Origin of the sequence: Kineothrix alysoides (assembly GCF_000732725.1) — a bacterium.
Lineage (GTDB): Bacteria > Bacillota > Clostridia > Lachnospirales > Lachnospiraceae > Kineothrix > Kineothrix alysoides.
The window spans coordinates 129,358-150,821 of sequence record NZ_JPNB01000002.1 but is presented as its reverse complement, the minus strand read 5'-3'; the positions used below and the strand labels follow the sequence as shown (position 1 = coordinate 150,821).

Genomic DNA, 21,464 nt, shown 5'->3' with positions numbered 1-21,464 from the left:
GCCTTCATGAAAACCAAAAATAAAAAATTAGAAGTAGGTAGCAATATGCACCGCCTTTTTATAGAATACCTTAGAAATATCCGCCATATCCCCATATACAGATACCCCTTCCCACAGCGGAACGGTACTCGTATCATACCCTCCCGCAATCAATGCAGAGAACGCCGATATAGGAAGTACAATATCAGGTGTTCCTTTGCCCATTGCAAGCTCCTCGCATATTCCGTTTCGGAAGTTTATCGTGAATACGCCATTGTTCTGCGGAATAAAAGGATCTGAGATTTCTAACGACAGTCCCCCATCTCCAATATATTGTGCATCCTGCAGCGCCTTTTTTACATCGATAACACGAACCATACCATTGGGAATCGAATCGCAGCTCACTGCGCCCATAGACCATTCCGGCAGTACCTGCTCAAGAGGCATGTCCACAGGAAGAGAAAAGCGGATATGGCGATAGTCGGCCGCATAGCTTTTTGCAAGAGTCAAAAGCCCTTGCAGTCCTTCGTTATTAATATAGAAGAGACGGCTGCATTCAATCAATCTATGCTCCGGGGAAGTATCACACTTAAAGGTCATAAGACCGAGCGCCTCCCCCTTATCAGAACGGTATACATAAGTAAATACCTGATCTTTAAAAGGACTTGCAGTCTCGATAAAACGGTAGTCGTAATCAGCATCCTCCACCATCATGTTATACTTTTCCAGCCATTTCCTATATATATAAAGAATATCCTTCATGGCATCGGCTTTCGTAGCCTCCTCCAGCAGATAACAGGTACCGGACGTCGGATAAGCCGGAATATGAGGAAGAGAGATACGATACAAGTGCCGTTTACAACATATTTCATAACCAAATTTCCTATAATAAGCGGTGGAGAAGGGATATAAGTAGGAAAAAGCGGCGCCCTGTTCATACATATAAGGAAGAGCAGAGGCAAAGCAGGCACGAATACCGCCTCTTTTCCGGTATTGGGGCAGAGTAGCTACTCCGCCGATACCGTTCATCTTTTCCTTGTGGCCGTCGAAACGAATCTCGAAAGGCTGTACGATGAAGCAGCTCATCATAGTCGTATCGTCGTCCTCGAAGGCGGCAAACCTTTCCAGACAATGCTCCTGTTCTCTGCTTTCGGGAGCGTCTATGTATTTCTGATATAATTTCATAGGTGTTTCTTCATTACTATAAGAAGAATCGAAAGAAACAGAGAACAATTCTTCTGTGCGTTTTACTTCTTCCGGCTTGATTTTTCTGACTATCAAAGTATTACCTCCATAAAACCTTTTATTGTTTACTTCTATTATATAATATTCTATAATGCTGAGTAGGTATTTTTTTGCGAAAAATGGCCTTAGAATGGTCATTTTAAAAAAATTTAAAAAAATATAAAAAAACACTTGAAACATGAGGAAACATCATGTATACTACTTATTGCTGTGGCATGATAGCAATGAAGCGTGAGGTTGCTGCCGAAAGGCAGGTTTTCCGTGGAGCGAATGTCAAGAGAGCCGGATATAATGGCTTAGGAAACTGACGACAAGTCACTGTACAGATAATATGGTCTACGTAGAAGATAATCTTCTGACAGCAACGTAGAAACGACGTGTGAGATAGTTCGAGAGTGAGAAACTTTAGGACACACACGGGAGAGTGTACAGTCACCGCTTGTCGTACTTAATTTAAAAAGTGCGAAAAGGAGGCGACTTTTTTTATGGCAAGTCAAGTAATGAGAATCACATTAAAAGCTTACGATCATCACCTGGTTGATGCATCTGCCAAAAAAATCATTGAAACAGTTAAGAAAAACGGATCACAGGTAAGCGGACCGGTACCCCTTCCTACAAAAAAGGAAATAGTTACTATTCTGAGAGCGGTTCACAAATACAAGGATTCCAGAGAGCAGTTCGAACAAAGAACTCACAAGAGACTGATCGATATCATTACCCCGACACCCAAGACAGTTGATGCGCTGCAGAGACTCGAGATGCCGGCTGGTGTATATATTGACATCAAGATGAAAAACAAGTAATTTTCATCGAAAGTAAACAAACAAGACCCCTACTAGTATGCAAAGTTCCGATAAAGAACTAGGCCGCTGTAGAATAAATGGAGGTAAAGAAATGAAAAAAGCTATTTTAGCTACGAAAGTCGGAATGACTCAAATCTTCGATGAGAACGGTTCCCTGATTCCGGTAACGGTACTTCAGGCAGGACCTTGCGTTGTAACACAGATCAAGACAGAAGAGAACGACGGTTACAAAGCAGTACAGGTTGGCTTTGCTGACAAGAAAGAAAGAATCGTTAATAAAGACAAGAGCGGTAAAAAAGAAGTGGTTCACAGACATGGCGTGAATAAAGCGATGAAAGGTCACTTTGACAAGGCTGGCGTCTCCGGCAAGAGATACGTAAGAGAATTCAAGTTTGAGAATTCTGAGGAATACGCACTCGGTAATGAAATCAAAGCGGACATTTTTGCAGTAGGAGATAAAGTAGATACATCTGCGATCTCAAAAGGTAAAGGATTCCAGGGTGCGATCAAGAGACACGGACAGCACAGAGGACCTATGACACACGGTTCCAAATTCCATCGTCACCAAGGTTCCAACGGCGCATGTTCTTCCCCGAGCCGCGTGTTCAAAGGAAAAGGAATGCCCGGACATATGGGCTGCGTAAGAGTTACGGTTCAGAATCTTGAGATAGTAAGAGTAGATGCAGACAAGAACCTGCTTTTAGTAAAAGGTGCAGTTCCGGGACCTAAGAAAGCTTTAGTGACAATAAAAGAAACCGTTAAGGTTGAAGCATAAGCCTGAAACGGGTGAAAGGAGGACCATTCAGATGGCAAACGTATCTGTTTATAATATGGAAGGCAAAGAAGTTGGTAAAATCGACTTAAACGATGCGGTATTCGGCGTTCAGGTCAATGAACATCTGGTACACATGGCAGTCGTACAACAGCTTGCAAATAATCGTCAGGGAACACAGAAAGCAAAGACACGCGCAGAAGTTTCCGGCGGCGGAAGAAAACCTTGGAGACAGAAGGGAACAGGTCATGCAAGGCAAGGTTCCACAAGAGCTCCCCAGTGGACCGGAGGCGGTGTAGTATTCGCACCTGTTCCGAGAGACTATTCTTTCAAGATGAATAAGAAAGAGAAGCAGGCAGCACTTAAATCTGCACTTACGAGCAGAGTGGAAGGCAACAAGTTGATCGTTGTAGATGAATTGAAACTGGACGGAATCAAGACAAAAGAGTTCAAAAAAGTTCTCGACAACTTAGGCGTAAGCAAAGCTTTGGTGATTACTGGAACAATCGATAACAACGTGATCTGTTCGGCAAGAAACATCCCTGCGATTGCGACCTCTTATGTGGCAATTGACAAAGCAGGAGAGATCAAAGATGTTCTGAGCACGATTAATGTTTACGACATTATGAAATATGGTACCGTAGTTCTTACAAAAGAAGCGGTAGCTAACATTGAGGAGGTGTACGCATAATGGCAGCAATTCAATATTATGATGTAATCCTCAAACCGGTTGTAACCGAGAAGAGTATGGCTGGTATGAGCGAAAAGAAATACACGTTTTTGGTTCATACAGAAGCGAATAAGACACAGATTAAAGAAGCTGTTGAGAAAATGTTCGAAGGAACAAAGGTTAAGAAAGTTAACACCATGAATTTGGATGGTAAGACGAAGAGGCGCGGAAACACTTACGGAAAAACTTCCAAAGTGAAGAAAGCGATTGTTCAGTTGACGGAAGACAGCAAGGAAATCGAAATATTCGCAGGACTTTAAGAATAGAGCGTTCTGAGAGTTTTTGGAGAAATGACAGTAAGCAACATTAAAACAAAGAAGTAACGTAAAAGTATGCGATAGGCATTTGGGAACTAACGAGTTCCCACACCGCGTTACTCGCACGAACGCCGCAGGAGCGTCCGGTATGGATGGTGACATTCAGCCGCTCGACATGCGCCGTCCATGCTCAGCCTACCGCGCGACTCATTAGTAAAGGAGAAAAAATCATGGGAATTAAGACATACAACCCATATACACCTTCCAGAAGAAATATGACCGGTTCTGATTTCGCTGAGATTACAAAGACAACTCCTGAAAAGTCTCTTTGTGTTTCTTTGAAAAAGAATGCAGGCCGTAATAATCAAGGTAAAATCACAGTAAGACATCACGGTGGTGGTTCCAGAAGAAAATACAGAATTATCGACTTTAAGAGAAACAAAGACGGTATTCCTGCAACGGTTATAGGCATCGAATACGATCCTAACAGAACGGCAAATATCGCACTTATCTGCTATGCAGACGGTGAAAAAGCGTATATCATCGCTCCGGAAGGATTGAAGGACGGCATGACCGTAATGAACGGCACCCAGGCCGAGATAAAAGCAGGTAACTGCCTGCCCTTATCAGAAATTCCTGTCGGTACGCAGATTCACAACATCGAATTATATCCGGGCAAAGGCGGACAGCTCGTTCGTTCTGCCGGAAACAGCGCACAGTTAATGGCTAAAGAAGGCAAATACGCAACACTGCGTCTTCCTTCAGGCGAAATGAGAATGGTGCCGATTAACTGCAGAGCGACCGTCGGCGTTGTAGGAAATGTTGACCATAGCCTTATTAATATCGGTAAAGCAGGACGTAAGCGTAACATGGGTATCCGCCCTACGGTTCGCGGTTCTGTTATGAACCCTAACGACCATCCGCACGGTGGTGGTGAAGGCAAGACCGGTATCGGACGTCCGGGACCGTCTACACCTTGGGGCAAACCTGCACTCGGATTAAAGACGCGTAAGAAGAAAAAAGCATCCAACAAGCTGATTGTAAGAAGAAGAGATGGCAGGAGCATAAAGTAATAAAGACTACTTTATGCCGTTAAAATAAGGAGGAAGAATAATGGCTAGATCACTTAAAAAGGGACCATTTGCAGACGAGAGTTTACTGAGAAAAGTAGATGCTATGAATGCAGCAGGACAAAAACAAGTTATTAAGACTTGGTCTCGTCGTTCTACAATTTTCCCTTCATTTGTGGGACATACAATTGCAGTTCATGACGGAAGAAAGCATGTTCCCGTATATGTAACGGAAGACATGGTTGGCCACAAGCTCGGTGAGTTTGTTGCGACCAGAACCTATAGAGGTCACGGTAAGGACGAAAAGAAATCAAGAGTAAGATAAGAAGGAGGTAATATCCATGGCAAAAGGACATAGATCCCAAATTAAAAGAGAGAGAAATGCGCAGAAAGATATCAGACCTTCAGCTAAGTTATCTTACGCTAGAATATCTGTTCAGAAAGCATGTTTCGTACTCGATGCTATCAGAGGCAAAGACGTGAACACGGCGCTCGCTATTTTGGACTACAATCCCAGATATGCATCAGGCGTTGTTAAGAAATTATTGGAATCAGCTATTGCTAATGCTGAATATAAGCACAGTCAGGATCCGACAAAATACCCGAATCCGGAGAATCTTTATGTAGCGGAATGCTTCGCTAATAAAGGCCCTACAATGAAAAGAGTAAAACCGAGAGCACAGGGAAGAGCTTACAGAATCGAAAAGAGAATGAGCCACATCACTGTTGTGCTCGATGCAAAGTAGAAAGGAGTAAACATGGGACAGAAAGTTAATCCTCACGGCTTAAGAGTCGGCATTATAAAAGAATGGGATTCCAAATGGTATGCTGATGCTGAATTTTCAGACTTCTTAGTGGAAGATTACAACATCAGAAAATTCCTTAAAAAGAAATTATACAGTGCCGGAATCTCCAAGATTGAGATCGAAAGAGCATCCGACCGAGTAAAGGTTATTATCTATACTGCAAAACCGGGCGTTGTCATCGGCAAAGGCGGTGCAGAAATCGAAATAACCAAACAAGAACTCTCCAAGCTGACAAACAAGAAGGTTTTGGTAGACATTAAAGAAATTAAGAGACCCGACAAAGATGCACAGCTTGTTGCAGAGAACATTGCGCAGCAGCTTGTGAATCGTATATCCTTCAGACGTGCAATGAAATCTTGCATGGGAAGAACCATGAAATCAGGAGCACTTGGAATCAAGACCTCTTGTTCCGGACGTCTTGGCGGTGCAGATATGGCTCGTACAGAGTTCTACAGCGAAGGAACTATTCCGCTTCAGACTTTGAGAGCAGATATCGATTACGGCTTTGCGGAAGCGGATACAACTTACGGTAAAGTTGGTGTTAAAGTATGGATTTACAAAGGTGAGGTACTTCCTACTAAGAACAAAAACGAAGAAAAGGTATCTTCGGAGGAAGGGAGCGATAAATAATGTTAATGCCTAAAAGAGTAAAACGTCGTAAACAGTTCCGTGGTTCTATGGCAGGAAAAGCAACCCGCGGCAACAAGATCACTTACGGTGAATATGGTATCGTAGCATTAGATCCATGTTGGATTAAATCTAACCAGATCGAAGCAGCCCGTGTCGCTATGACCCGTCATATCAAACGTGGTGGTAAAGTTTGGATCAAGATTTTCCCCGATAAACCAGTAACAGCGAAACCAGCAGAAACACGTATGGGTTCCGGAAAAGGTTCCCTGGAATACTGGGTAGCGGTTGTTAAGCCCGGACGTGTAATGTTTGAAATCTCCGGAGTACCCGAAGATGTAGCGAAAGAAGCATTACGTCTTGCGACACATAAGCTTCCATGTAGATGTAAAATTGTTTCTAAAGCAGACTTGGAAGGCGGTGTATCAAATGAAAACCAATAAGTATGTAGAAGATTTAAATACGAAATCAGCTACAGATTTAGCACAGGAATTAGTAGCTGCTAAAAAAGAACTTTTCAATTTGAGATTCCAGAACGCAACAAATCAGTTAGACAACACAGCTAGAATCAAAGATGTGAGAAAGAATATTGCCAGAATTCAGACTGTTATTACACAGAAAGAAAAAGCTGCAAAGTAATATAGGTTGGTTGACAGATTAGAAAGGAGAATCAATAGTGGAAAGAAATAATAGAAAGACACGCACTGGCAAGGTTACCAGTAACAAAATGGAAAAAACAATTGTTGTTGCCATTGAAGACCATGTAAAGCATCCTCTTTACAGCAAAATCGTAAAGAGAACTTATAAATTGAAAGCGCACGATGAGAATAACGACTGTAACATCGGCGATACAGTAAAAGTAATGGAAACAAGGCCGTTGTCAAAGGACAAAAGATGGAGACTTGTAGAAATTATCGAAAGAGCAAAATAAAACAATTTCGCTTCGGCGAGGTTTGGGAATAGTTTTGGAAGGAGAATTAGCATGATTCAGCAAGAAAGCAGACTTAGAGTTGCTGATAATACCGGTGCAAAAGAACTTCTGTGCATCAGAGTTATGGGCGGATCTACTAGAAGATATGCGCATATCGGCGATATCATCGTTGCCAGCGTAAAAGATGCAACACCCGGTGGCGTTGTGAAAAAAGGTGATGTGGTAAAGGCTGTAGTTGTTCGTACTGTAAAAGGCGCTCGTCGTAAAGACGGTTCTTATATTAGATTTGACGAGAACGCTGCTGTTATTATCAAAGATGACAAGACTCCGAGAGGAACCCGTATTTTTGGACCAGTAGCAAGAGAGCTTCGTGAGAAACAGTTTATGAAAATTGTTTCTTTGGCTCCTGAAGTATTATAGGAGGTGTCTGAATGTCAACAGTGAAAATTAAAAAGGGCGATACAGTAAAAGTAATCGCCGGTAAAGACAATGGTAAAGAAGGTAAAGTCGTTTTAGTAGATGCGAAGAACGGCAAAGTGTTAGTAGAAGGCGTAAATATGATTACAAAGCATACAAAGCCCTCTGCGGGCAATCAGAACGGTGGAATCGTTCAAAAGGAAGCGCCTATTGATTTGTCCAACGTAATGTATGTTCACAAAGGCAAGACGACCAGAATTGGTATCCAGAGGACTGCAGATGATAAGCGTCCTGGTAAGACCAAAGCGGTTCGCGTAGCTAAATCAACGGGCGAAGTTATTGATTAATTCTAAGGAAGGAGGTCTAGACGCGTGAGCAGACTTAAAGAAATGTATAAAAATGAGATCGTAGATGCTATGGTCAAAAAGTTTGGATATAAAAACGTTATGGAAGTGCCGAAGCTCGATAAGATCGTTATCAACATGGGCGTAGGCGAAGCGAAAGAGAATGCGAAGATTTTGGAATCAGCTGTAAAGGATCTTGAGACGGTTACAGGTCAGAAGGCAGTCCTTACAAAAGCGAAAAATTCCATTGCTAACTTCAAAATCAGAGAAGGGATGCCTATCGGATGTAAAGTTACACTTCGCGGTGAGAAGATGTATGAATTCCTCGATCGTTTGGTAAACCTTGCATTACCTCGTGTACGTGACTTCAGGGGCGTTAGCGCTAACGCATTTGACGGACGCGGCAATTATGCGCTCGGCATTAAAGAGCAGCTTATTTTCCCCGAAATCGAATACGATAAGGTGGATAAAGTAAGAGGTATGGACATTATCTTTGTTACAACGGCAAAGACAGATGAAGAATCCCGTGAATTATTAACATTATTCAATATGCCATTCGCAAAATAGAGGAGGTAAATTCATGGCTAAGACAGCAATGAAGATTAAACAGCAGCGTAAGCCGAAGTTCTCCACGAGAGAATACAATCGCTGCAAAATTTGTGGTCGTCCACATGCTTATTTGAGAAAATACGGAATTTGCAGAATTTGCTTCCGTGAATTAGCATACAAGGGACAAATCCCGGGCGTGAAAAAAGCAAGCTGGTAAAAAGGAGGCAAACTAAATGACGATGAGTGATCCTATTGCAGATATGCTTACGAGAATCCGTAATGCAAATACTGCAAAACATGATACGGTAGATGTTCCGTCTTCTAAGATGAAGTTAGCTATTGCGCAGATTCTTTTAGAGGAAGGCTACATTAAGAAATTTGATATAATTGAGGATGGAAACTTCAAAACAATCCGTATTGCATTAAAATACGGCGCTGACAAAAACGAAAAGATTATCGCAGGCATTAAGAGAATCTCTAAGCCGGGTCTTCGTGTATATGCCAACAAGCAAGAGCTTCCTAAAGTTCTTGGAGGACTTGGTATCGCTATCATTTCCACAAACCAAGGCGTAATTACCGATAAAAAAGCGAGAGAGCTTCAAGTAGGCGGAGAAGTTTTAGCATTCGTATGGTAAAAAAATCAATAAATTGATTAAAAATTCGACAAGTCGAATTTTGGAAGAACGCTTGCGTTCTTCCGGAAACACTGAAATAAGACAATAATAGGAGGTACGGGCATGTCACGTATAGGAAGAATGCCAATCGCGGTTCCGGCAGACGTAACTGTGGATATCGCAGAAAATAATAAAGTGACTGTAAAAGGTCCTAAAGGAACACTTGAAAGAGTGCTTCCGTCTGAAATGGAAATTAAAATGGAGGGTGCTGAAATCGTTGTAACGAGACCCAACGATTTGAAGAAAATGAAATCTCTCCACGGACTTACAAGAACTTTGATCAACAACATGGTAGTAGGTGTTACGGCTGGCTATGAAAAGAAGCTGGAAGTAAACGGTGTTGGTTACAAAGCAGCAAAGAACGGCAATAAATTAGTTTTATCTTTAGGATATTCTCATCCGGTAGAGATGGAAGATCCCGAAGGCATCGAAGCAGTAGTTGAAGGACAGAACGTCATTATTGTTAAAGGAATCGATAAAGAAAAAGTTGGCCAATTCGCAGCTGAAATCAGAGATAAGAGAAGACCGGAGCCTTATAAGGGCAAGGGTATCAAATATGCTGATGAAACTATCAGACGTAAAGTTGGTAAGACTGGTAAGAAATAGATAAGGAGAGTATGATAATGGTTAGTAGAGAATCTAGACAAAAAGTTCGTGTAAAAAAACACATGAAAATTCGTAACCGTTTCAGCGGCACAGCCGGAAGACCGCGGTTAGCTGTTTTCAGAAGTAATAATCATATGTATGCTCAAATTATCGACGATACAGTTGGAAATACTTTAGTAGCAGCTTCCACCCTTGAAAAAGATGTGAAGGCCGAGCTTGAGAAAACCAATAACGTTGATGCAGCAGCATATTTAGGAACAGTCATTGCTAAAAGAGCATTGGAAAAAGGTATTACAACAGTAGTCTTTGATAGAGGCGGCTTTATATACCATGGAAAAGTAGCAGCATTAGCTGAAGCAGCCAGAGAAGCTGGCTTAGAATTCTAGGAAGGGAGAGAAAATCACATGAGACATACAATCATTGATGCAAGTCAGCTTGAATTGAATGAAAAAGTAGTTTCCATCAAGAGAGTAACTAAGGTTGTAAAAGGTGGTCGTAACTTCCGATTCACTGCTTTAGTTGTTGTAGGCGACGGAAACGGACACGTAGGCGCAGGACTTGGAAAAGCAACAGAAATTCCTGAAGCTATCCGTAAGGGAAAAGAAGATGCAACGAAGAATCTGGTTTTTGTTGCGCTCGATGAAAATAATAGTATTACACATGATTTCCTCGGAAAATTCGGTTCTGCAACCGTTCTTTTGAAAAAGGCTCCGGATGGTACCGGTGTTATTGCAGGCGGTCCGGTACGTAACGTATGCGAACTCGCAGGAATTAAAAACATCCGTACGAAATCTTTGGGATCCAGTAACAAACAGAACGTTGTTCACGCTACAGTTGCAGGATTGAGCCAATTGAAGACTCCGGAAGAAATCGCAAAGAAACGCGGTAAATCTGTAGAAGAGATTTTGGCATAGCAGCGTGAGCCATTACTTTGAGGTTCATGTTAGTTATTGAAAGGAGAAATAGGAAATGGCAGCAAAGAAAGATACAAAAACTTTGAGAATAACATTAGTGAAATCTCCTATCGGAGCTGTGCCTAAGAATAGGGCAACGGTTGAAGCAATGGGACTTCGCAAGCTTAATAAGACAATCGAACTGCCCGACAACGAAGCTACGAGAGGACAGATCAGACAGATAGCTCATTTAGTAAAGGTAGAAGAAGTATAAAAAGATAAGGAGGTGTCAGGAATGGAATTATCTAATTTAAGACCGGCAGAAGGTTCTAAACATAGTGATAATTTTAGAAGAGGTCGCGGACACGGTTCAGGTAACGGAAAGACAGCCGGAAAAGGACACAAAGGTCAGAAAGCTCGTTCAGGAGCTCCCAGACCGGGCTTTGAAGGTGGTCAGATGCCGTTATACAGACGTATTCCTAAGAGAGGTTTTAAGAACATTAACTCTAAGGATATCGTAGGTATTAACCTGAGCGTTCTGGAAGTATTTGATAATGGCGCGACGGTCGATGTGGAAGCGTTGATCGAAAGGGGCATTGTTAAAAATCCCAGAGACGGTGTTAAGATCCTCGGAAACGGAGAATTTACTAAGAAGCTCACGGTTAAAGCTAATGCCTTCAGCGCGTCGGCAAAAGAAAAAATTGAGTCTCTTGGTGGAACAGCAGAGGTGATGTAATGTTTGCAACCTTAAAGAACGCATTTAAAATCAAAGAGATCAGAGATAGAGTATTTTTTACCTTCCTGATGCTGGTTGTGATCCGTCTCGGATCACAGCTTCCCGCACCGGGGGTAAACAGACATTATTTTGCTAATTGGTTTGCGGCACAGACAGGAGATGCATTTAGTTTCCTGGATGCTTTTACAGGCGGTTCATTTCTCAATATGTCCATCTTAGCATTAAACATTACCCCATATATTACATCCTCCATCATTATGCAGCTTTTGACGATTGCGATTCCGAAGCTGGAAGAAATGCAGAGGGATGGGGAAGATGGACGGAAGAAAATCGTAGCGATTACTCGTTATGTGACAGTAGGACTTGCTCTGTTTGAATCTGCAGCTATGGCGATCGGATTCGGAAGACAAGGTTTGCTGGAGACTTACAATGCGATAAATGTAATTACTGTTATTGCAGCGCTCACTGCGGGCAGTGCGTTTCTTATGTGGATTGGCGAGAGAATTACAGAAAACGGTGTGGGAAACGGTATCTCTATCGTGCTCGTTATCAATATCATTTCTCGTCTGCCGCATGACATCAATAAATTATTCGAGCAATTTGTATACGGCAAATCCACAGCGTTAGCAGTAGTGGCGGCACTCATTATCATAGGCGTTATCGTCGGCATGGTAGTTTTGGTCGTTATCTTGAACGGCGGTATGCGCAAGATTCCGGTACAATATGCGAAAAAAGTACAGGGAAGGAAAATGGTTGGAGGTCAGACCACCAATATTCCTTTGAAAGTGAATACGTCGGGCGTTATTCCGATTATCTTCGCTTCCTCCCTCATGCAGCTCCCAGTCGTTATCGGTTCCTTTTTGGGTTATAAGGGAACGGGCATATGGGCAGAAATATTAAAGGGACTTACGTCATCTCATTGGTGCAATCCGAAAGAGCCGGTTTATACCATCGGGCTTTTGGTATATGTTTTACTCGTAATTTTCTTTGCATATTTCTATACATCCATTACCTTTAATCCGTTGGAGATAGCCGACAGGATGAAAAAGCAGGGCGGTTTTATTCCAGGTATCAGACCCGGTAAGCCTACCAGCGATTATTTGACAAAGATATTGAATTACATTATTTTTATAGGCGCTCTTGGACTGACTCTTGTAGCAGTAATTCCTTTCGTATTCAACGGCGTGTTCAACGCCAGCGTATCATTCGGAGGAACGAGTCTTATCATTATCGTAAGCGTTGTGCTCGAGACGATAAAGCAGATTGAGTCAAAGATGTTAGTTCGTAACTACAAAGGTTTTTTGAACGATTAGGATTTAGCGGAAATTCTTTTAGAATCATAACAGGAAGGCAAGGGGAAGGGCCTGTGGCCCGCTCCCATGCTTCTTCCGAAATCAGAAATTGATTGACTTCTGATTTTGAGATGGGCACCCGCCTCGCAGCGTGTGTCCGTTTGTTCAACATAAGAGCAATTCGCGCAGCGTGTTGCTCGTTGTTTTAGTATGGACTTTTGCTAAGAAAGGACGATATAACGATGAAAATTATTATGTTAGGTGCTCCGGGGGCCGGAAAAGGAACACAGGCGCAAATGATTGCGGATAAATACAGCGTTCCCCATATTTCTACCGGTGATATTTTCAGAGCAAATATTAAAAACGGTACAGAACTTGGCATGGAAGCAAAAAAATACATGGATCAGGGATTGCTTGTTCCCGATGAACTGACTGTGAAGATATTGCTCGACAGAGTAGCCGCAGACGACTGCGAAAACGGCTATATATTAGATGGCTTCCCGAGGACGATTCCACAGGCGCAGGTGCTTGATAAGGCCCTTACCGAGTTAAATGACGGAATCGATTATGCTATCGACGTGGATGTACCCGATGAAAATATTGTAAAGAGAATGTCCGGCAGACGTGCTTGCCTTGCGTGCGGAGCTACATATCATATAGAACATGTTCCTCCGAAAAAGGAAGGGATTTGTGATAGATGCGGAAAAGAATTGGTTCTGCGTGATGATGATAAACCGGAGACCGTCTTGAACCGCCTTAAGGTTTATCATGAACAAACACAGCCTTTGATCGACTTCTACAGCAAGAAGGGCGTGCTTAGGACAGTGGATGGTACCAAGCCCATGCAGGACGTATTCGACACCATCGTCCGCACACTGGAGGCGTAATGCATCGAAGGGCATTGAGAAAGGCACGGTTATCATATGGCAGTATCAATTAAATCTGACAGGGAAATAGAACTGATGCGCGAAGCGGGCAAGATACTCGCAGAGGTTCATGCGCGCCTCGGAGACGCGATTGAACCGGGGATGTCAACACTTGATATTGACAGACTGGGAGAAAAGCTAATCAGAAGCTACGGTTGTATTCCTAATTTCTTGAATTATAACGGCTATCCGGCATCCATATGTGTGTCCGTTAATGATGAAGTGGTTCATGGGATTCCCCATAAGGATCATATATTGCGGGACGGAGACATTGTGAGTCTGGATGCGGGCTTAATCTATAAAGGGTATCATTCGGACGCGGCGAGGACACACGCCGTCGGCCTGATAGACGACAAAGCCAGGAAACTGATAGAAGTGACGAAGCAAAGTTTCTTTGAAGGGATTAAAATGGCAAAATCCGGCAATCATTTGTATGATATATCAAATACGATCGACCGTTATGTTTCCTCCTTCGGATACGGCATCGTCAGGGATTTGGTGGGTCATGGTATCGGAACCAAGCTGCACGAAGAACCGCAGATACCGAATTTTGCCCAGCGACGAAAGGGGCTTAGGCTTCAGGCTGGTATGACCTTGGCGGTAGAACCCATGATCAATATGGGAGACTGGGAAGTGGAATGGTTGGATGACGACTGGACGGTAGTTACCGCAGACGGCTCTTTGTCCGCTCATTATGAGAATACGATTCTCATCACTGACGGCGAGCCGGAAATACTTACTTTGCTGTAAAGAGGTCAGGCGTATGCAGGTAACGGCAGAATGGAGATTTTTATGATAGGAATGTTTGCGACATCGAAAGCAGGCCATGATAAAGATACGGTATATATCATAGTACAGGAAGATACCGAATATGTATATTTAGCGGATGGAAAATATAAAGATACGGAACATCCGAAAAAGAAAAATAAAAAGCATATTCAGATTATCAAGAAAGAATCCGATGATATTTTAAAAGAGAAGCTGATAAAGAAACAGCCCATATATAATGAAGAAATAAGGAAAGCGATAGGAGGTATCGTATGTCAAAAGCAGATGTAATTGAAATTGAAGGAACAGTAATCGAAAAATTGCCAAACACCATGTTTCAGGTAGAATTAGAAAACGGACACAAGGTGCTTGCTCATATAAGCGGTAAGTTAAGGCAGAACTTCATTCGTATCTTACCCGGAGATAAAGTGACTTTAGAGTTATCTCCTTATGATTTGTCCAAGGGACGTATTATTTGGAGAGATAAGTAAAAGGCAAATCGGATGTAACATATTGGATTACAGTAAATCGCATTATGATTCTGTCTAAGGGACGTGTTATCTGGAGAGACAGGCAGGAAAATGGGTAAAAGTTGCGAAAACACCCTTGCATTTGCATTGTTTCCATGATATAATGTAAAACGGTCTTTTTTGAAAGGAGGGTTTAACATGAAGGTTAGATCATCAGTAAAACCAATTTGCGAAAAGTGCAAAATTATTAAAAGAAAAGGAAGAATCAGAGTAATCTGTGAGAATCCCAAGCACAAACAAAGACAAGGATAATCCCTGCGCTAACAGTAATTTTATGAATAGCAGAGGATCCTTGTCCAATTATGATATGCGGCTGCAGCGCGGATTATTCTTATGAGTGTTATTTACTCTTATGAGTGCTATTTACTCATTGATAAGAAGTGCTGATAAATATAAATCGATTATAATTGAGCGTAGGAGCCTACGGAGGTTACTTGTTGATACCAAGGCCAGTTGCTTAGGAGGCAGGTTTTGGAAAGGTCGGATTCGATTCCGGTTGGATGTGCGTCACGCCATCTCAATCAACTTAGTAGTAGCATGAACTATTTTCATGCAGAGAAAAATATGCGAAAGCATTGCATCCCCGCGGAACATATAATTTACAAGCGGAATGAGTAAAGGACACTCAAGAGATGCTACGAAGAAAATGGAGGAAATGTAAATGGCTCGTATTGCAGGTGTTGACCTACCCAGAGAAAAACGTGTGGAGATTGGACTCACATATATCTATGGTATAGGAAGAGTAAGTGCAAACAAGATTCTTGAAGCGGCAAAGGTTAATCCTGATACCCGCGTAAGAGAATTGACAGATGAAGAAGTAAAGAGACTCAGCGAAGAAATTGATGCTAACTACGCAGTAGAAGGTGATCTCAGAAGAGAAATCGCTTTAAACATCAAGAGACTTCAGGAGATCGGATGTTACAGAGGAATCCGTCATAGAAAAGGTCTTCCGGTTCGCGGTCAGAAAACTAAGACCAACGCAAGAACAAGAAAAGGCCCCAAACGTACGGTGGCTAATAAGAAGAAATAATTTTAGACGAAGTACAGTACGTTTTACGTACGGTGGCTGATAAGAAGAAATAAAGCAATAGTAACAGAGAATGAAAAGTTGAGAAAGTAGGTTAGTTTAAAATGGCAAAGAAAGTTACAAAAAAAGTGACAAAAAAGCGTGTCAAGAAAAACGTTGAACATGGACAGGCACATATCCAGTCTTCTTTTAACAATACAATTGTTACATTGACGGACAATGACGGAAATGCTCTTAGCTGGGCAAGTGCTGGTGGTCTTGGCTTTAGAGGTTCAAGGAAATCTACTCCGTATGCAGCTCAGATGGCGGCTGAAACCGCTACTAAAGCTGCGCTTGTACATGGCTTGAAAACCGTTGACGTTATGGTTAAAGGACCAGGTTCAGGACGTGAGGCAGCTATCCGCGCACTTCAGGCATGCGGACTCGAAGTAACGAGCATCAGAGACGTAACTCCGGTTCCTCACAACGGATGCCGTCCTCCTAAGCGCCGCCGCGTATAATAGCGGAGGTTACTATGCAGCCATAGGCTTCACATAGTGACAAATAGCGTATGAAATACTTCGAAGCAGTATTTCGCGCTTGATAGCAGGTTGGAAGAATGCGTAACACTCTTATGAGAGCTTACGTTGTAAACAATAGTGAAAGGCAGATGAGCCTTTATTTAGAAAGGAGCCTCAAATGGCAGTTAATAGAGTACCAGTTTTAAAAAGATGCAGAGCTCTCGGACTTGAGCCCGCTTATTTAGGATATGACAAGAAATCGAATAGAGCTGTAAGAGCAGGCAAGAAGATGAGCGAGTATGGTCTTCAGTTAAGAGAGAAGCAGAAAGCAAAATTTATCTATGGCGTTCTTGAGAAACCCTTTAGAAATTACTATGAAAAAGCAGACAGAATGATGAAGGGTCTGGCTGGTGAAAACCTTATGGTCATTCTCGAAAGCAGACTCGATAACGTAGTATTCAGAATGGGCCTTGCAAGAACAAGAAGAGAAGCGAGACAGGTCGTAGACCACAAGCACTTCCTCGTAAACGGAAAGCCCGTAAATATTCCTTCTTATTTAGTAAAAGCCGGAGATGTAATTGAAGTAAGAGAAAAATCCAAATCCTTGCAGAGATATAAAGATATCCTTGAAGTTACGGCAGGAAGACTTACTCCTGAATGGATGGATGTAGATCAGGAAGCTATGAAGGGATCCATCAAACAGCTTCCCGCAAGAGAGATGATCGATGTTCCGGTTAATGAAATGCTTATAGTCGAGTTATATTCTAAGTAAAATAAGATTTCATTATGGCAAAAAGTTAGGCAGATGAGGAGAATTCTTCTTATCTGCTTAAACGACTTAGATATAATTGTTCGTAAAGGAGGGTATTTGCAGTGTTTGATTTTGAGAGACCCAATATTGAGGTTGCAGAAATCTCTGAAGATAAAAAGTATGGTAAATTCGTAGTTGAACCTTTGGAGAGAGGTTACGGTATTACGCTTGGCAATTCTTTAAGAAGAATCATGCTTTCTTCTTTACCGGGTACTGCGGTAAGTCAGGTAAAGATTGAAGGTGTTTTGCACGAATTCAGTTCCATTCCGGGTGTAAAGGAAGATGTTACCGAAATTATTATGAATGTCAAAAGTCTCGCTATTAGAAATAATAGTGATACAAATGAACCTAAGACGGCATACATCGAGTATGACGGCGAAGGTGTCGTAAAGGCTTCCGATATTCAGGTGGATCAGGATATCGAAATCTTAAATCCCGATTTGGTAATCGCTACTTTGAGCGGAAAAGATACAAAGTTGTATATGGAACTTACCATTACTAAAGGCAGAGGTTACGTAGGTGCCGATAAGAATAAGGTAGAGGATCTGCCTATCGGTGTGATTGCGATCGATTCTATTTACACACCCGTTGAAAGAGTAAATGTAACGATTGAGAACACTCGTGTAGGTCAGATTACGGATTACGACAAGCTGACCCTCGACGTGTATACGAACGGAACCTTAGTTCCCGACGAAGCAGTTAGTCTGGCTGCAAAAGTACTCAGCGAACATTTGAGCCTTTTCATCGATTTATCCGAGAATGCTAAGACCGCAGAGGTTATGGTAGAGAAGGAAGACGATGAAAAAGAAAAAGTATTGGAAATGAGCATCGATGAGCTGGAGCTGTCAGTTCGTTCTTACAATTGCTTAAAGAGGGCTGGTATTAATACGGTTGAAGAATTGACCAATAAGACATCCGAGGATATGATGAAGGTTCGTAACTTAGGACGTAAATCCTTGGAAGAGGTTTTAGCTAAATTAAAAGAACTAGGATTACAGCTTAATCCCAGTGATGAGTGACTGATTTAAAATTTAAATTCAAATGATGAATTTATATTTTGAATAGATATTCGTGAAAACGCATGTGTAGTAAGTCCAAAGTGCGTATGTGTGCGGGCTCATGATATGGAATCCACATTCGGTAAATAAGTCCAAAGTGCATGGCCGGATGTGCCATAGGGAATTATCCCGATTAAGAGAAAGGAGCCGTAAAAATGGCAAAATACAGAAAGCTTGGCAGAACATCTGACCAGAGAAAAGCATTACTTAGAAATCAGGTGACAAATTTGTTGTATAATGGAAGAATTGTTACCACGCAGGCAAAAGCGAAAGAAGTTCAGAAGATTGCTGAAGGACTTATCGCACTTGCTGCAAAAGAAAAAGATAATTTCGAGACTGTAAAGGTTACTGCAAAGGTTGCACGTAAGGATAAAGACGGCAAGAGAGTAAAGCAGATTGTTGATAAGGACACGAAGAAGGTTCTTTCTGAGACACACCGTGACAAAGACGGCAAAATCTTAAGAATCGAAAATGGTGTTACCGTAACGGTTTATGACGAAGTAGAAAAAGAAATCAAAAAAGATCTTGCTTCCAGGCTGCATGCAAGAAGACAGATGTTAAAGGTATTATATCCGATAACTGAGGTTCCTTCAACAGCAGCAGGCAAAAAGAAAGCAACGAAGGAAGTTGATTTAGTCGCAAAGCTTTTCGACGAATATGGACCGAAATACGCAACCCGTAAGGGCGGTTATACAAGAATTGTTAAAATCGGACAGCGTAAAGGCGATGCTGCGATGGAAGTTGTTCTTGAGTTAGTATAATTTCATAGAACTTAAAGCGAGATTAAGATATAGAGGGATTGCGAAAGCAGTCCCTTTATTGTGCATTATTGCAAGCGATTAAAAGCGGATTCCCAATTTGTATCGGGTTTTATATCGGGTTTAAATCAAAATAAATCGCGCAACATAAATGTAATGTTGTATAATGGTATTAAATATAATAATGGCTTAAAAGAAGTAAAAAGCGTCCTATGCTCCTATGCTTCAGATTGAGCGATATGATATGATGGAGAAAAATAGATGGGAAAAGAATGGTTGAAAAAAGTTGGAAGCATGCAGCAAGAGGCCTATATTCACAAGATAGAATATGCGGAAGGTAGAGCCGGAGGATTGAAGGCTTATCAGGTTAAGTCCGGCCCTCTTATGTTCACGGCGGCACAGGATAAATGTCTGGATATTACGGAATTATCTTGGAGGGGAATCAATTTCAACTTCATAAGCAAGCCGGGACTGCAGAATGGACAAGCTTATGACTATAATGGCTTTGACGGACAGAGAAGCATCATGGGAGGAATGTTCTTCACTTGCGGTACAGATAACGTAGGGACGCCCGGAATCGAGCCGCAGAATATGTTTCCTATGCACGGAAGCTTGCGCTCCACGCCAGCGGAACACGTTTGTGCCGATTGCTTATGGGAAGATGATGAATATAAGATCAGACTGTCGGGAGAAATGAGGCAAGCGGCACTATTCGGAGGGAACATCGTCTTAAGACGTACTATTGAGACCAATTACGGCAGCAAGGAGATATTGATTAGGGATGAGTTTGAGAATCAGGCATATGAAACCAGTCCTTTTATGCTGCTCTATCATTTTAATATCGGATATCCTTTGCTGGATGAGGGAACAAGGATACAAATTCCTTCAACTAAGACTTGTCTTTTAGGTGAAGATAAGGAGACGCAGCGTCCCTGGAATAAGGTTACAGCGCCTGTGGATAGGCTCCCGGAGGAGGTTTTTTACCACATGTTGAAATTAGATGAGGAGGGAATTGCGAGCGCATCTGCATATAATGAAAATATTGGTGCCGGACTGGAAATTAGCTTTCAGACGAAACATCTGCCTCGGTTTACCCAGTGGAAATCCATGGCTTCCGGAGATTATGTTATGGGTTTCGAACCTTGCAATTGCCACGTCAAGGGCCGGGAATGGGAAAGGGAGAACGGTACTCTCCCCGTAATTGAGGCAGGAGAGAAGAAGGTGGTAGAATTGAAACTTCATATTATGGAATAATGTAGAATGACGCAGGCAAGCATGGAATAATGGAAGATAAAATTAGGTAAGCATGGAATAATAGGGAGCGGTGCAGGCAAGCTTATAATAATGAAATAGGAATATTGGAATAGCGAACAAGTGATACATGAGAGTTCAAAATAGCGGAGAACGACGCGGGAAAGGAAGAAGGATATGGCAAAAAGAATGTTGGATTGTACAGCTTCAGATTTTTCAAGATTTACAAAGGAAGATTATTTAAGCTCCATTGCAGGAAGTGAGGGGCGGGTTGTAGCGTGCGAATGTATCGGAATCACTATGCCGGTGCTTGCAGATGTGACCAACGCAGAATTCGTAGCAGCCATGGGAGCAGATATATTGCTTCTCAATATGTTCGATGTCACTAAACCAGTGATATGCGGACTTCCGAAGGTGGATCAGGAAGAATCGGTTCGGGAGTTAAAGCGCCTTACCGGAAGGATGATAGGAATCAATCTGGAACCCGTGGAGGATGCCATCGCGAAAGGAAACAAAGGAACGCTGTGGGAAATGTCCGAAGGACGCAAAGCGACGGTGGATAACGCGAGTAGAGCGTGTGATTTAGGCGTGGATATGGTTCTGCTTACGGGTAATCCGGGCAATGGCGTGAGCAATAAGGCGATTACTGATTCTCTGAGAGCGATGTCCTCTGAATTGGGAAATAAACTGATCCTGGCGGCAGGAAAAATGCACGCTTCAGGGATTATCGGAGAAGGCGGAGAGAACATCATTTCAAGAGATGACATAAAAGAATTTATAGAAGCGGGAGCGGATATTATCCTTCTGCCTGCTCCGGGAACAGTTCCCGGAATCACTATGGAATATGTAAGGGGGCTGGTCTCCTATGCTCACAGCTTAGGAGCATTGACGATAACAGCAATCGGGACATCCCAAGAGGGAGCCGATATCGAGACAATTAAGCAGATTGCGCTGATGTGCAAGATGACGGGAACGGACATCCACCATATCGGCGATTCGGGCTATCCGGGAATGGCAGCACCGGAAAACATAATGGCATATTCGGTGGCCATTCGGGGAGTGCGGCATACGTATCACAGAATGGCGGTGTCGATTAACCGGTAA

Annotated in this window: 35 protein-coding genes; 34 read left to right on the top strand and 1 reads right to left on the bottom strand. The window is 42.4% G+C overall.

Annotated elements, in window-relative coordinates:
• Nucleotides 1-27: 27 nt before the first annotated feature.
• Nucleotides 28-1,260: a GNAT family N-acetyltransferase gene (locus tag CC90_RS0111705; protein WP_165919309.1), complete on the bottom strand. Its 1,233-nt coding sequence runs from the start codon at nt 1,258-1,260 to the stop codon at nt 28-30.
• A gap of 449 nt (nt 1,261-1,709) precedes the next feature.
• On the opposite strand from CC90_RS0111705, the gene rpsJ reads away from it, so the two are divergent.
• The 34 genes from rpsJ to CC90_RS0111530 all read left to right on the top strand — a co-directional run bounded on the left by rpsJ (nt 1,710) and on the right by CC90_RS0111530 (nt 21,464).
• Nucleotides 1,710-2,027: a 30S ribosomal protein S10 gene (gene rpsJ / locus CC90_RS0111695; protein ID WP_031390955.1), complete on the top strand. Its 318-nt coding sequence runs from the start codon at nt 1,710-1,712 to the stop codon at nt 2,025-2,027.
• Between the two features lie 91 nt (nt 2,028-2,118).
• Complete coding sequence (rplC, locus tag CC90_RS0111690; protein ID WP_031390954.1) at nt 2,119-2,802, top strand: 50S ribosomal protein L3; 684 nt, start codon at nt 2,119-2,121, stop codon at nt 2,800-2,802.
• A gap of 31 nt (nt 2,803-2,833) precedes the next feature.
• On the top strand, nt 2,834-3,490 hold the full coding sequence (gene rplD, locus CC90_RS0111685; RefSeq protein ID WP_031390953.1) for a 50S ribosomal protein L4: 657 nt from the start codon (nt 2,834-2,836) through the stop codon (nt 3,488-3,490).
• The gene (rplW, locus tag CC90_RS0111680; protein WP_031390952.1) at nt 3,490-3,789 is read left to right on the top strand and encodes a 50S ribosomal protein L23; all 300 of its coding nucleotides are present in this window, start codon (nt 3,490-3,492) and stop codon (nt 3,787-3,789) included. The genes rplD and rplW overlap by 1 nt, the downstream gene beginning before the upstream one ends.
• A 227-nt stretch (nt 3,790-4,016) precedes the next feature.
• Nucleotides 4,017-4,859: a 50S ribosomal protein L2 gene (gene rplB, locus CC90_RS0111675; RefSeq protein WP_031390951.1), complete on the top strand. Its 843-nt coding sequence runs from the start codon at nt 4,017-4,019 to the stop codon at nt 4,857-4,859.
• A 40-nt stretch (nt 4,860-4,899) separates the two neighbouring features.
• Nucleotides 4,900-5,181, top strand: coding sequence for a 30S ribosomal protein S19 (gene rpsS, locus CC90_RS0111670; RefSeq protein ID WP_031390950.1), 282 nt, complete (start codon nt 4,900-4,902; stop codon nt 5,179-5,181).
• 16 nt (nt 5,182-5,197) lie between these two features.
• Nucleotides 5,198-5,602: a 50S ribosomal protein L22 gene (gene rplV / locus CC90_RS0111665; protein WP_035315677.1), complete on the top strand. Its 405-nt coding sequence runs from the start codon at nt 5,198-5,200 to the stop codon at nt 5,600-5,602.
• 12 nt (nt 5,603-5,614) lie between these two features.
• Complete coding sequence (gene rpsC, locus CC90_RS0111660; protein ID WP_031390948.1) at nt 5,615-6,292, top strand: 30S ribosomal protein S3; 678 nt, start codon at nt 5,615-5,617, stop codon at nt 6,290-6,292.
• Complete coding sequence (gene rplP, locus CC90_RS0111655) at nt 6,292-6,732, top strand: 50S ribosomal protein L16 (RefSeq protein WP_031390947.1); 441 nt, start codon at nt 6,292-6,294, stop codon at nt 6,730-6,732. Before rpsC ends, rplP begins: the two co-directional genes overlap by 1 nt.
• Nucleotides 6,719-6,928 (top strand): 50S ribosomal protein L29, encoded by a 210-nt coding sequence (rpmC, locus tag CC90_RS0111650; RefSeq protein ID WP_031390946.1) that lies wholly within the window; start codon nt 6,719-6,721, stop codon nt 6,926-6,928. The genes rplP and rpmC overlap by 14 nt, the downstream gene beginning before the upstream one ends.
• A gap of 37 nt (nt 6,929-6,965) precedes the next feature.
• Nucleotides 6,966-7,220 carry a 30S ribosomal protein S17 gene (gene rpsQ, locus CC90_RS0111645; RefSeq protein WP_031390945.1) on the top strand — a complete coding sequence of 85 codons (255 nt, stop codon included), beginning with the start codon at nt 6,966-6,968 and terminating at the stop codon, nt 7,218-7,220.
• A gap of 51 nt (nt 7,221-7,271) precedes the next feature.
• A complete protein-coding gene (gene rplN / locus CC90_RS0111640; protein ID WP_031390944.1) occupies nt 7,272-7,640 on the top strand; it encodes a 50S ribosomal protein L14 in 369 nt (122 codons plus the stop codon).
• An 11-nt stretch (nt 7,641-7,651) separates the two neighbouring features.
• Nucleotides 7,652-7,984, top strand: coding sequence for a 50S ribosomal protein L24 (gene rplX, locus CC90_RS0111635; RefSeq protein WP_031390943.1), 333 nt, complete (start codon nt 7,652-7,654; stop codon nt 7,982-7,984).
• A gap of 24 nt (nt 7,985-8,008) precedes the next feature.
• Nucleotides 8,009-8,548, top strand: a complete 540-nt coding sequence (rplE, locus tag CC90_RS0111630; protein WP_031390942.1) for a 50S ribosomal protein L5 — start codon at nt 8,009-8,011, stop codon at nt 8,546-8,548.
• A 13-nt stretch (nt 8,549-8,561) separates the two neighbouring features.
• Nucleotides 8,562-8,747, top strand: coding sequence for a type Z 30S ribosomal protein S14 (locus CC90_RS0111625; protein WP_031390941.1), 186 nt, complete (start codon nt 8,562-8,564; stop codon nt 8,745-8,747).
• Nucleotides 8,748-8,763: 16 nt separating this feature from the next.
• Nucleotides 8,764-9,165, top strand: coding sequence for a 30S ribosomal protein S8 (gene rpsH, locus CC90_RS0111620; protein WP_031390940.1), 402 nt, complete (start codon nt 8,764-8,766; stop codon nt 9,163-9,165).
• A 102-nt stretch (nt 9,166-9,267) separates the two neighbouring features.
• Nucleotides 9,268-9,810, top strand: coding sequence for a 50S ribosomal protein L6 (gene rplF, locus CC90_RS0111615; protein ID WP_031390939.1), 543 nt, complete (start codon nt 9,268-9,270; stop codon nt 9,808-9,810).
• Between the two features lie 17 nt (nt 9,811-9,827).
• A complete protein-coding gene (gene rplR / locus CC90_RS0111610) occupies nt 9,828-10,196 on the top strand; it encodes a 50S ribosomal protein L18 (RefSeq protein ID WP_031390938.1) in 369 nt (122 codons plus the stop codon).
• Between the two features lie 18 nt (nt 10,197-10,214).
• Nucleotides 10,215-10,724 (top strand): 30S ribosomal protein S5, encoded by a 510-nt coding sequence (gene rpsE / locus CC90_RS0111605; protein WP_031390937.1) that lies wholly within the window; start codon nt 10,215-10,217, stop codon nt 10,722-10,724.
• Nucleotides 10,725-10,779: 55 nt separating this feature from the next.
• Nucleotides 10,780-10,977 carry a 50S ribosomal protein L30 gene (gene rpmD / locus CC90_RS0111600; RefSeq protein ID WP_031390936.1) on the top strand — a complete coding sequence of 66 codons (198 nt, stop codon included), beginning with the start codon at nt 10,780-10,782 and terminating at the stop codon, nt 10,975-10,977.
• 21 nt (nt 10,978-10,998) lie between these two features.
• Nucleotides 10,999-11,439 (top strand): 50S ribosomal protein L15, encoded by a 441-nt coding sequence (gene rplO / locus CC90_RS0111595; protein WP_031390935.1) that lies wholly within the window; start codon nt 10,999-11,001, stop codon nt 11,437-11,439.
• Complete coding sequence (secY, locus tag CC90_RS0111590; RefSeq protein WP_031390934.1) at nt 11,439-12,752, top strand: preprotein translocase subunit SecY; 1,314 nt, start codon at nt 11,439-11,441, stop codon at nt 12,750-12,752. Before rplO ends, secY begins: the two co-directional genes overlap by 1 nt.
• Nucleotides 12,753-12,973: 221 nt before the next feature.
• Nucleotides 12,974-13,618 (top strand): adenylate kinase, encoded by a 645-nt coding sequence (locus CC90_RS0111585; protein WP_031390933.1) that lies wholly within the window; start codon nt 12,974-12,976, stop codon nt 13,616-13,618.
• A 36-nt stretch (nt 13,619-13,654) separates the two neighbouring features.
• Nucleotides 13,655-14,407, top strand: coding sequence for a type I methionyl aminopeptidase (gene map, locus CC90_RS0111580; RefSeq protein WP_031390932.1), 753 nt, complete (start codon nt 13,655-13,657; stop codon nt 14,405-14,407).
• A gap of 42 nt (nt 14,408-14,449) precedes the next feature.
• Nucleotides 14,450-14,716: a KOW domain-containing RNA-binding protein gene (locus tag CC90_RS0111575; protein ID WP_242843299.1), complete on the top strand. Its 267-nt coding sequence runs from the start codon at nt 14,450-14,452 to the stop codon at nt 14,714-14,716.
• Nucleotides 14,698-14,916, top strand: a complete 219-nt coding sequence (gene infA / locus CC90_RS0111570; protein WP_022122604.1) for a translation initiation factor IF-1 — start codon at nt 14,698-14,700, stop codon at nt 14,914-14,916. Before CC90_RS0111575 ends, infA begins: the two co-directional genes overlap by 19 nt.
• 177 nt (nt 14,917-15,093) lie before the next feature.
• Nucleotides 15,094-15,207 carry a 50S ribosomal protein L36 gene (rpmJ, locus tag CC90_RS0111565; RefSeq protein ID WP_031271335.1) on the top strand — a complete coding sequence of 38 codons (114 nt, stop codon included), beginning with the start codon at nt 15,094-15,096 and terminating at the stop codon, nt 15,205-15,207.
• A 409-nt stretch (nt 15,208-15,616) separates the two neighbouring features.
• Entirely contained in the window at nt 15,617-15,985 is a 369-nt protein-coding gene (rpsM, locus tag CC90_RS0111560; RefSeq protein ID WP_031390930.1) for a 30S ribosomal protein S13, read from the top strand.
• A 101-nt stretch (nt 15,986-16,086) separates the two neighbouring features.
• Nucleotides 16,087-16,482 carry a 30S ribosomal protein S11 gene (rpsK, locus tag CC90_RS0111555; RefSeq protein WP_031390929.1) on the top strand — a complete coding sequence of 132 codons (396 nt, stop codon included), beginning with the start codon at nt 16,087-16,089 and terminating at the stop codon, nt 16,480-16,482.
• A 178-nt stretch (nt 16,483-16,660) separates the two neighbouring features.
• Nucleotides 16,661-17,254: a 30S ribosomal protein S4 gene (gene rpsD, locus CC90_RS0111550; RefSeq protein WP_031390928.1), complete on the top strand. Its 594-nt coding sequence runs from the start codon at nt 16,661-16,663 to the stop codon at nt 17,252-17,254.
• 101 nt (nt 17,255-17,355) lie between these two features.
• Nucleotides 17,356-18,312 carry a DNA-directed RNA polymerase subunit alpha gene (locus CC90_RS0111545; RefSeq protein ID WP_031390927.1) on the top strand — a complete coding sequence of 319 codons (957 nt, stop codon included), beginning with the start codon at nt 17,356-17,358 and terminating at the stop codon, nt 18,310-18,312.
• A gap of 194 nt (nt 18,313-18,506) precedes the next feature.
• The gene (locus tag CC90_RS0111540) at nt 18,507-19,112 is read left to right on the top strand and encodes a bL17 family ribosomal protein (RefSeq protein WP_031390926.1); all 606 of its coding nucleotides are present in this window, start codon (nt 18,507-18,509) and stop codon (nt 19,110-19,112) included.
• 258 nt (nt 19,113-19,370) lie between these two features.
• Entirely contained in the window at nt 19,371-20,363 is a 993-nt protein-coding gene (locus CC90_RS0111535; RefSeq protein ID WP_031390925.1) for an aldose 1-epimerase family protein, read from the top strand.
• 174 nt (nt 20,364-20,537) lie between these two features.
• Complete coding sequence (locus CC90_RS0111530; RefSeq protein ID WP_031390924.1) at nt 20,538-21,464, top strand: DUF7916 family protein; 927 nt, start codon at nt 20,538-20,540, stop codon at nt 21,462-21,464.

Coding starts and splice junctions, on each gene's coding strand:
- CC90_RS0111625 (WP_031390941.1), top strand. CDS start 8,562: ATGGCTAAGACAGCAATGAAGATTAAACAGCAGCGTAAGCCGAAGTTC.
- rplN (WP_031390944.1), top strand. CDS start 7,272: ATGATTCAGCAAGAAAGCAGACTTAGAGTTGCTGATAATACCGGTGCA.
- rpsD (WP_031390928.1), top strand. CDS start 16,661: ATGGCAGTTAATAGAGTACCAGTTTTAAAAAGATGCAGAGCTCTCGGA.
- infA (WP_022122604.1), top strand. CDS start 14,698: ATGTCAAAAGCAGATGTAATTGAAATTGAAGGAACAGTAATCGAAAAA.
- secY (WP_031390934.1), top strand. CDS start 11,439: ATGTTTGCAACCTTAAAGAACGCATTTAAAATCAAAGAGATCAGAGAT.
- rpsM (WP_031390930.1), top strand. CDS start 15,617: ATGGCTCGTATTGCAGGTGTTGACCTACCCAGAGAAAAACGTGTGGAG.
- rpmJ (WP_031271335.1), top strand. CDS start 15,094: ATGAAGGTTAGATCATCAGTAAAACCAATTTGCGAAAAGTGCAAAATT.
- rplW (WP_031390952.1), top strand. CDS start 3,490: ATGGCAGCAATTCAATATTATGATGTAATCCTCAAACCGGTTGTAACC.
- rpmD (WP_031390936.1), top strand. CDS start 10,780: ATGGCAGCAAAGAAAGATACAAAAACTTTGAGAATAACATTAGTGAAA.
- CC90_RS0111585 (WP_031390933.1), top strand. CDS start 12,974: ATGAAAATTATTATGTTAGGTGCTCCGGGGGCCGGAAAAGGAACACAG.
- rpsC (WP_031390948.1), top strand. CDS start 5,615: ATGGGACAGAAAGTTAATCCTCACGGCTTAAGAGTCGGCATTATAAAA.
- rplC (WP_031390954.1), top strand. CDS start 2,119: ATGAAAAAAGCTATTTTAGCTACGAAAGTCGGAATGACTCAAATCTTC.
- rplV (WP_035315677.1), top strand. CDS start 5,198: ATGGCAAAAGGACATAGATCCCAAATTAAAAGAGAGAGAAATGCGCAG.
- rplP (WP_031390947.1), top strand. CDS start 6,292: ATGTTAATGCCTAAAAGAGTAAAACGTCGTAAACAGTTCCGTGGTTCT.
- CC90_RS0111575 (WP_242843299.1), top strand. CDS start 14,450: ATGATAGGAATGTTTGCGACATCGAAAGCAGGCCATGATAAAGATACG.
- rplF (WP_031390939.1), top strand. CDS start 9,268: ATGTCACGTATAGGAAGAATGCCAATCGCGGTTCCGGCAGACGTAACT.
- rplR (WP_031390938.1), top strand. CDS start 9,828: ATGGTTAGTAGAGAATCTAGACAAAAAGTTCGTGTAAAAAAACACATG.
- rplD (WP_031390953.1), top strand. CDS start 2,834: ATGGCAAACGTATCTGTTTATAATATGGAAGGCAAAGAAGTTGGTAAA.
- map (WP_031390932.1), top strand. CDS start 13,655: ATGGCAGTATCAATTAAATCTGACAGGGAAATAGAACTGATGCGCGAA.
- CC90_RS0111535 (WP_031390925.1), top strand. CDS start 19,371: ATGGGAAAAGAATGGTTGAAAAAAGTTGGAAGCATGCAGCAAGAGGCC.
- rpsS (WP_031390950.1), top strand. CDS start 4,900: ATGGCTAGATCACTTAAAAAGGGACCATTTGCAGACGAGAGTTTACTG.
- rpsK (WP_031390929.1), top strand. CDS start 16,087: ATGGCAAAGAAAGTTACAAAAAAAGTGACAAAAAAGCGTGTCAAGAAA.
- rpsH (WP_031390940.1), top strand. CDS start 8,764: ATGACGATGAGTGATCCTATTGCAGATATGCTTACGAGAATCCGTAAT.
- CC90_RS0111540 (WP_031390926.1), top strand. CDS start 18,507: ATGGCAAAATACAGAAAGCTTGGCAGAACATCTGACCAGAGAAAAGCA.
- rpsJ (WP_031390955.1), top strand. CDS start 1,710: ATGGCAAGTCAAGTAATGAGAATCACATTAAAAGCTTACGATCATCAC.
- rpmC (WP_031390946.1), top strand. CDS start 6,719: ATGAAAACCAATAAGTATGTAGAAGATTTAAATACGAAATCAGCTACA.
- CC90_RS0111530 (WP_031390924.1), top strand. CDS start 20,538: ATGGCAAAAAGAATGTTGGATTGTACAGCTTCAGATTTTTCAAGATTT.
- rpsE (WP_031390937.1), top strand. CDS start 10,215: ATGAGACATACAATCATTGATGCAAGTCAGCTTGAATTGAATGAAAAA.
- rplX (WP_031390943.1), top strand. CDS start 7,652: ATGTCAACAGTGAAAATTAAAAAGGGCGATACAGTAAAAGTAATCGCC.
- rplO (WP_031390935.1), top strand. CDS start 10,999: ATGGAATTATCTAATTTAAGACCGGCAGAAGGTTCTAAACATAGTGAT.
- rplB (WP_031390951.1), top strand. CDS start 4,017: ATGGGAATTAAGACATACAACCCATATACACCTTCCAGAAGAAATATG.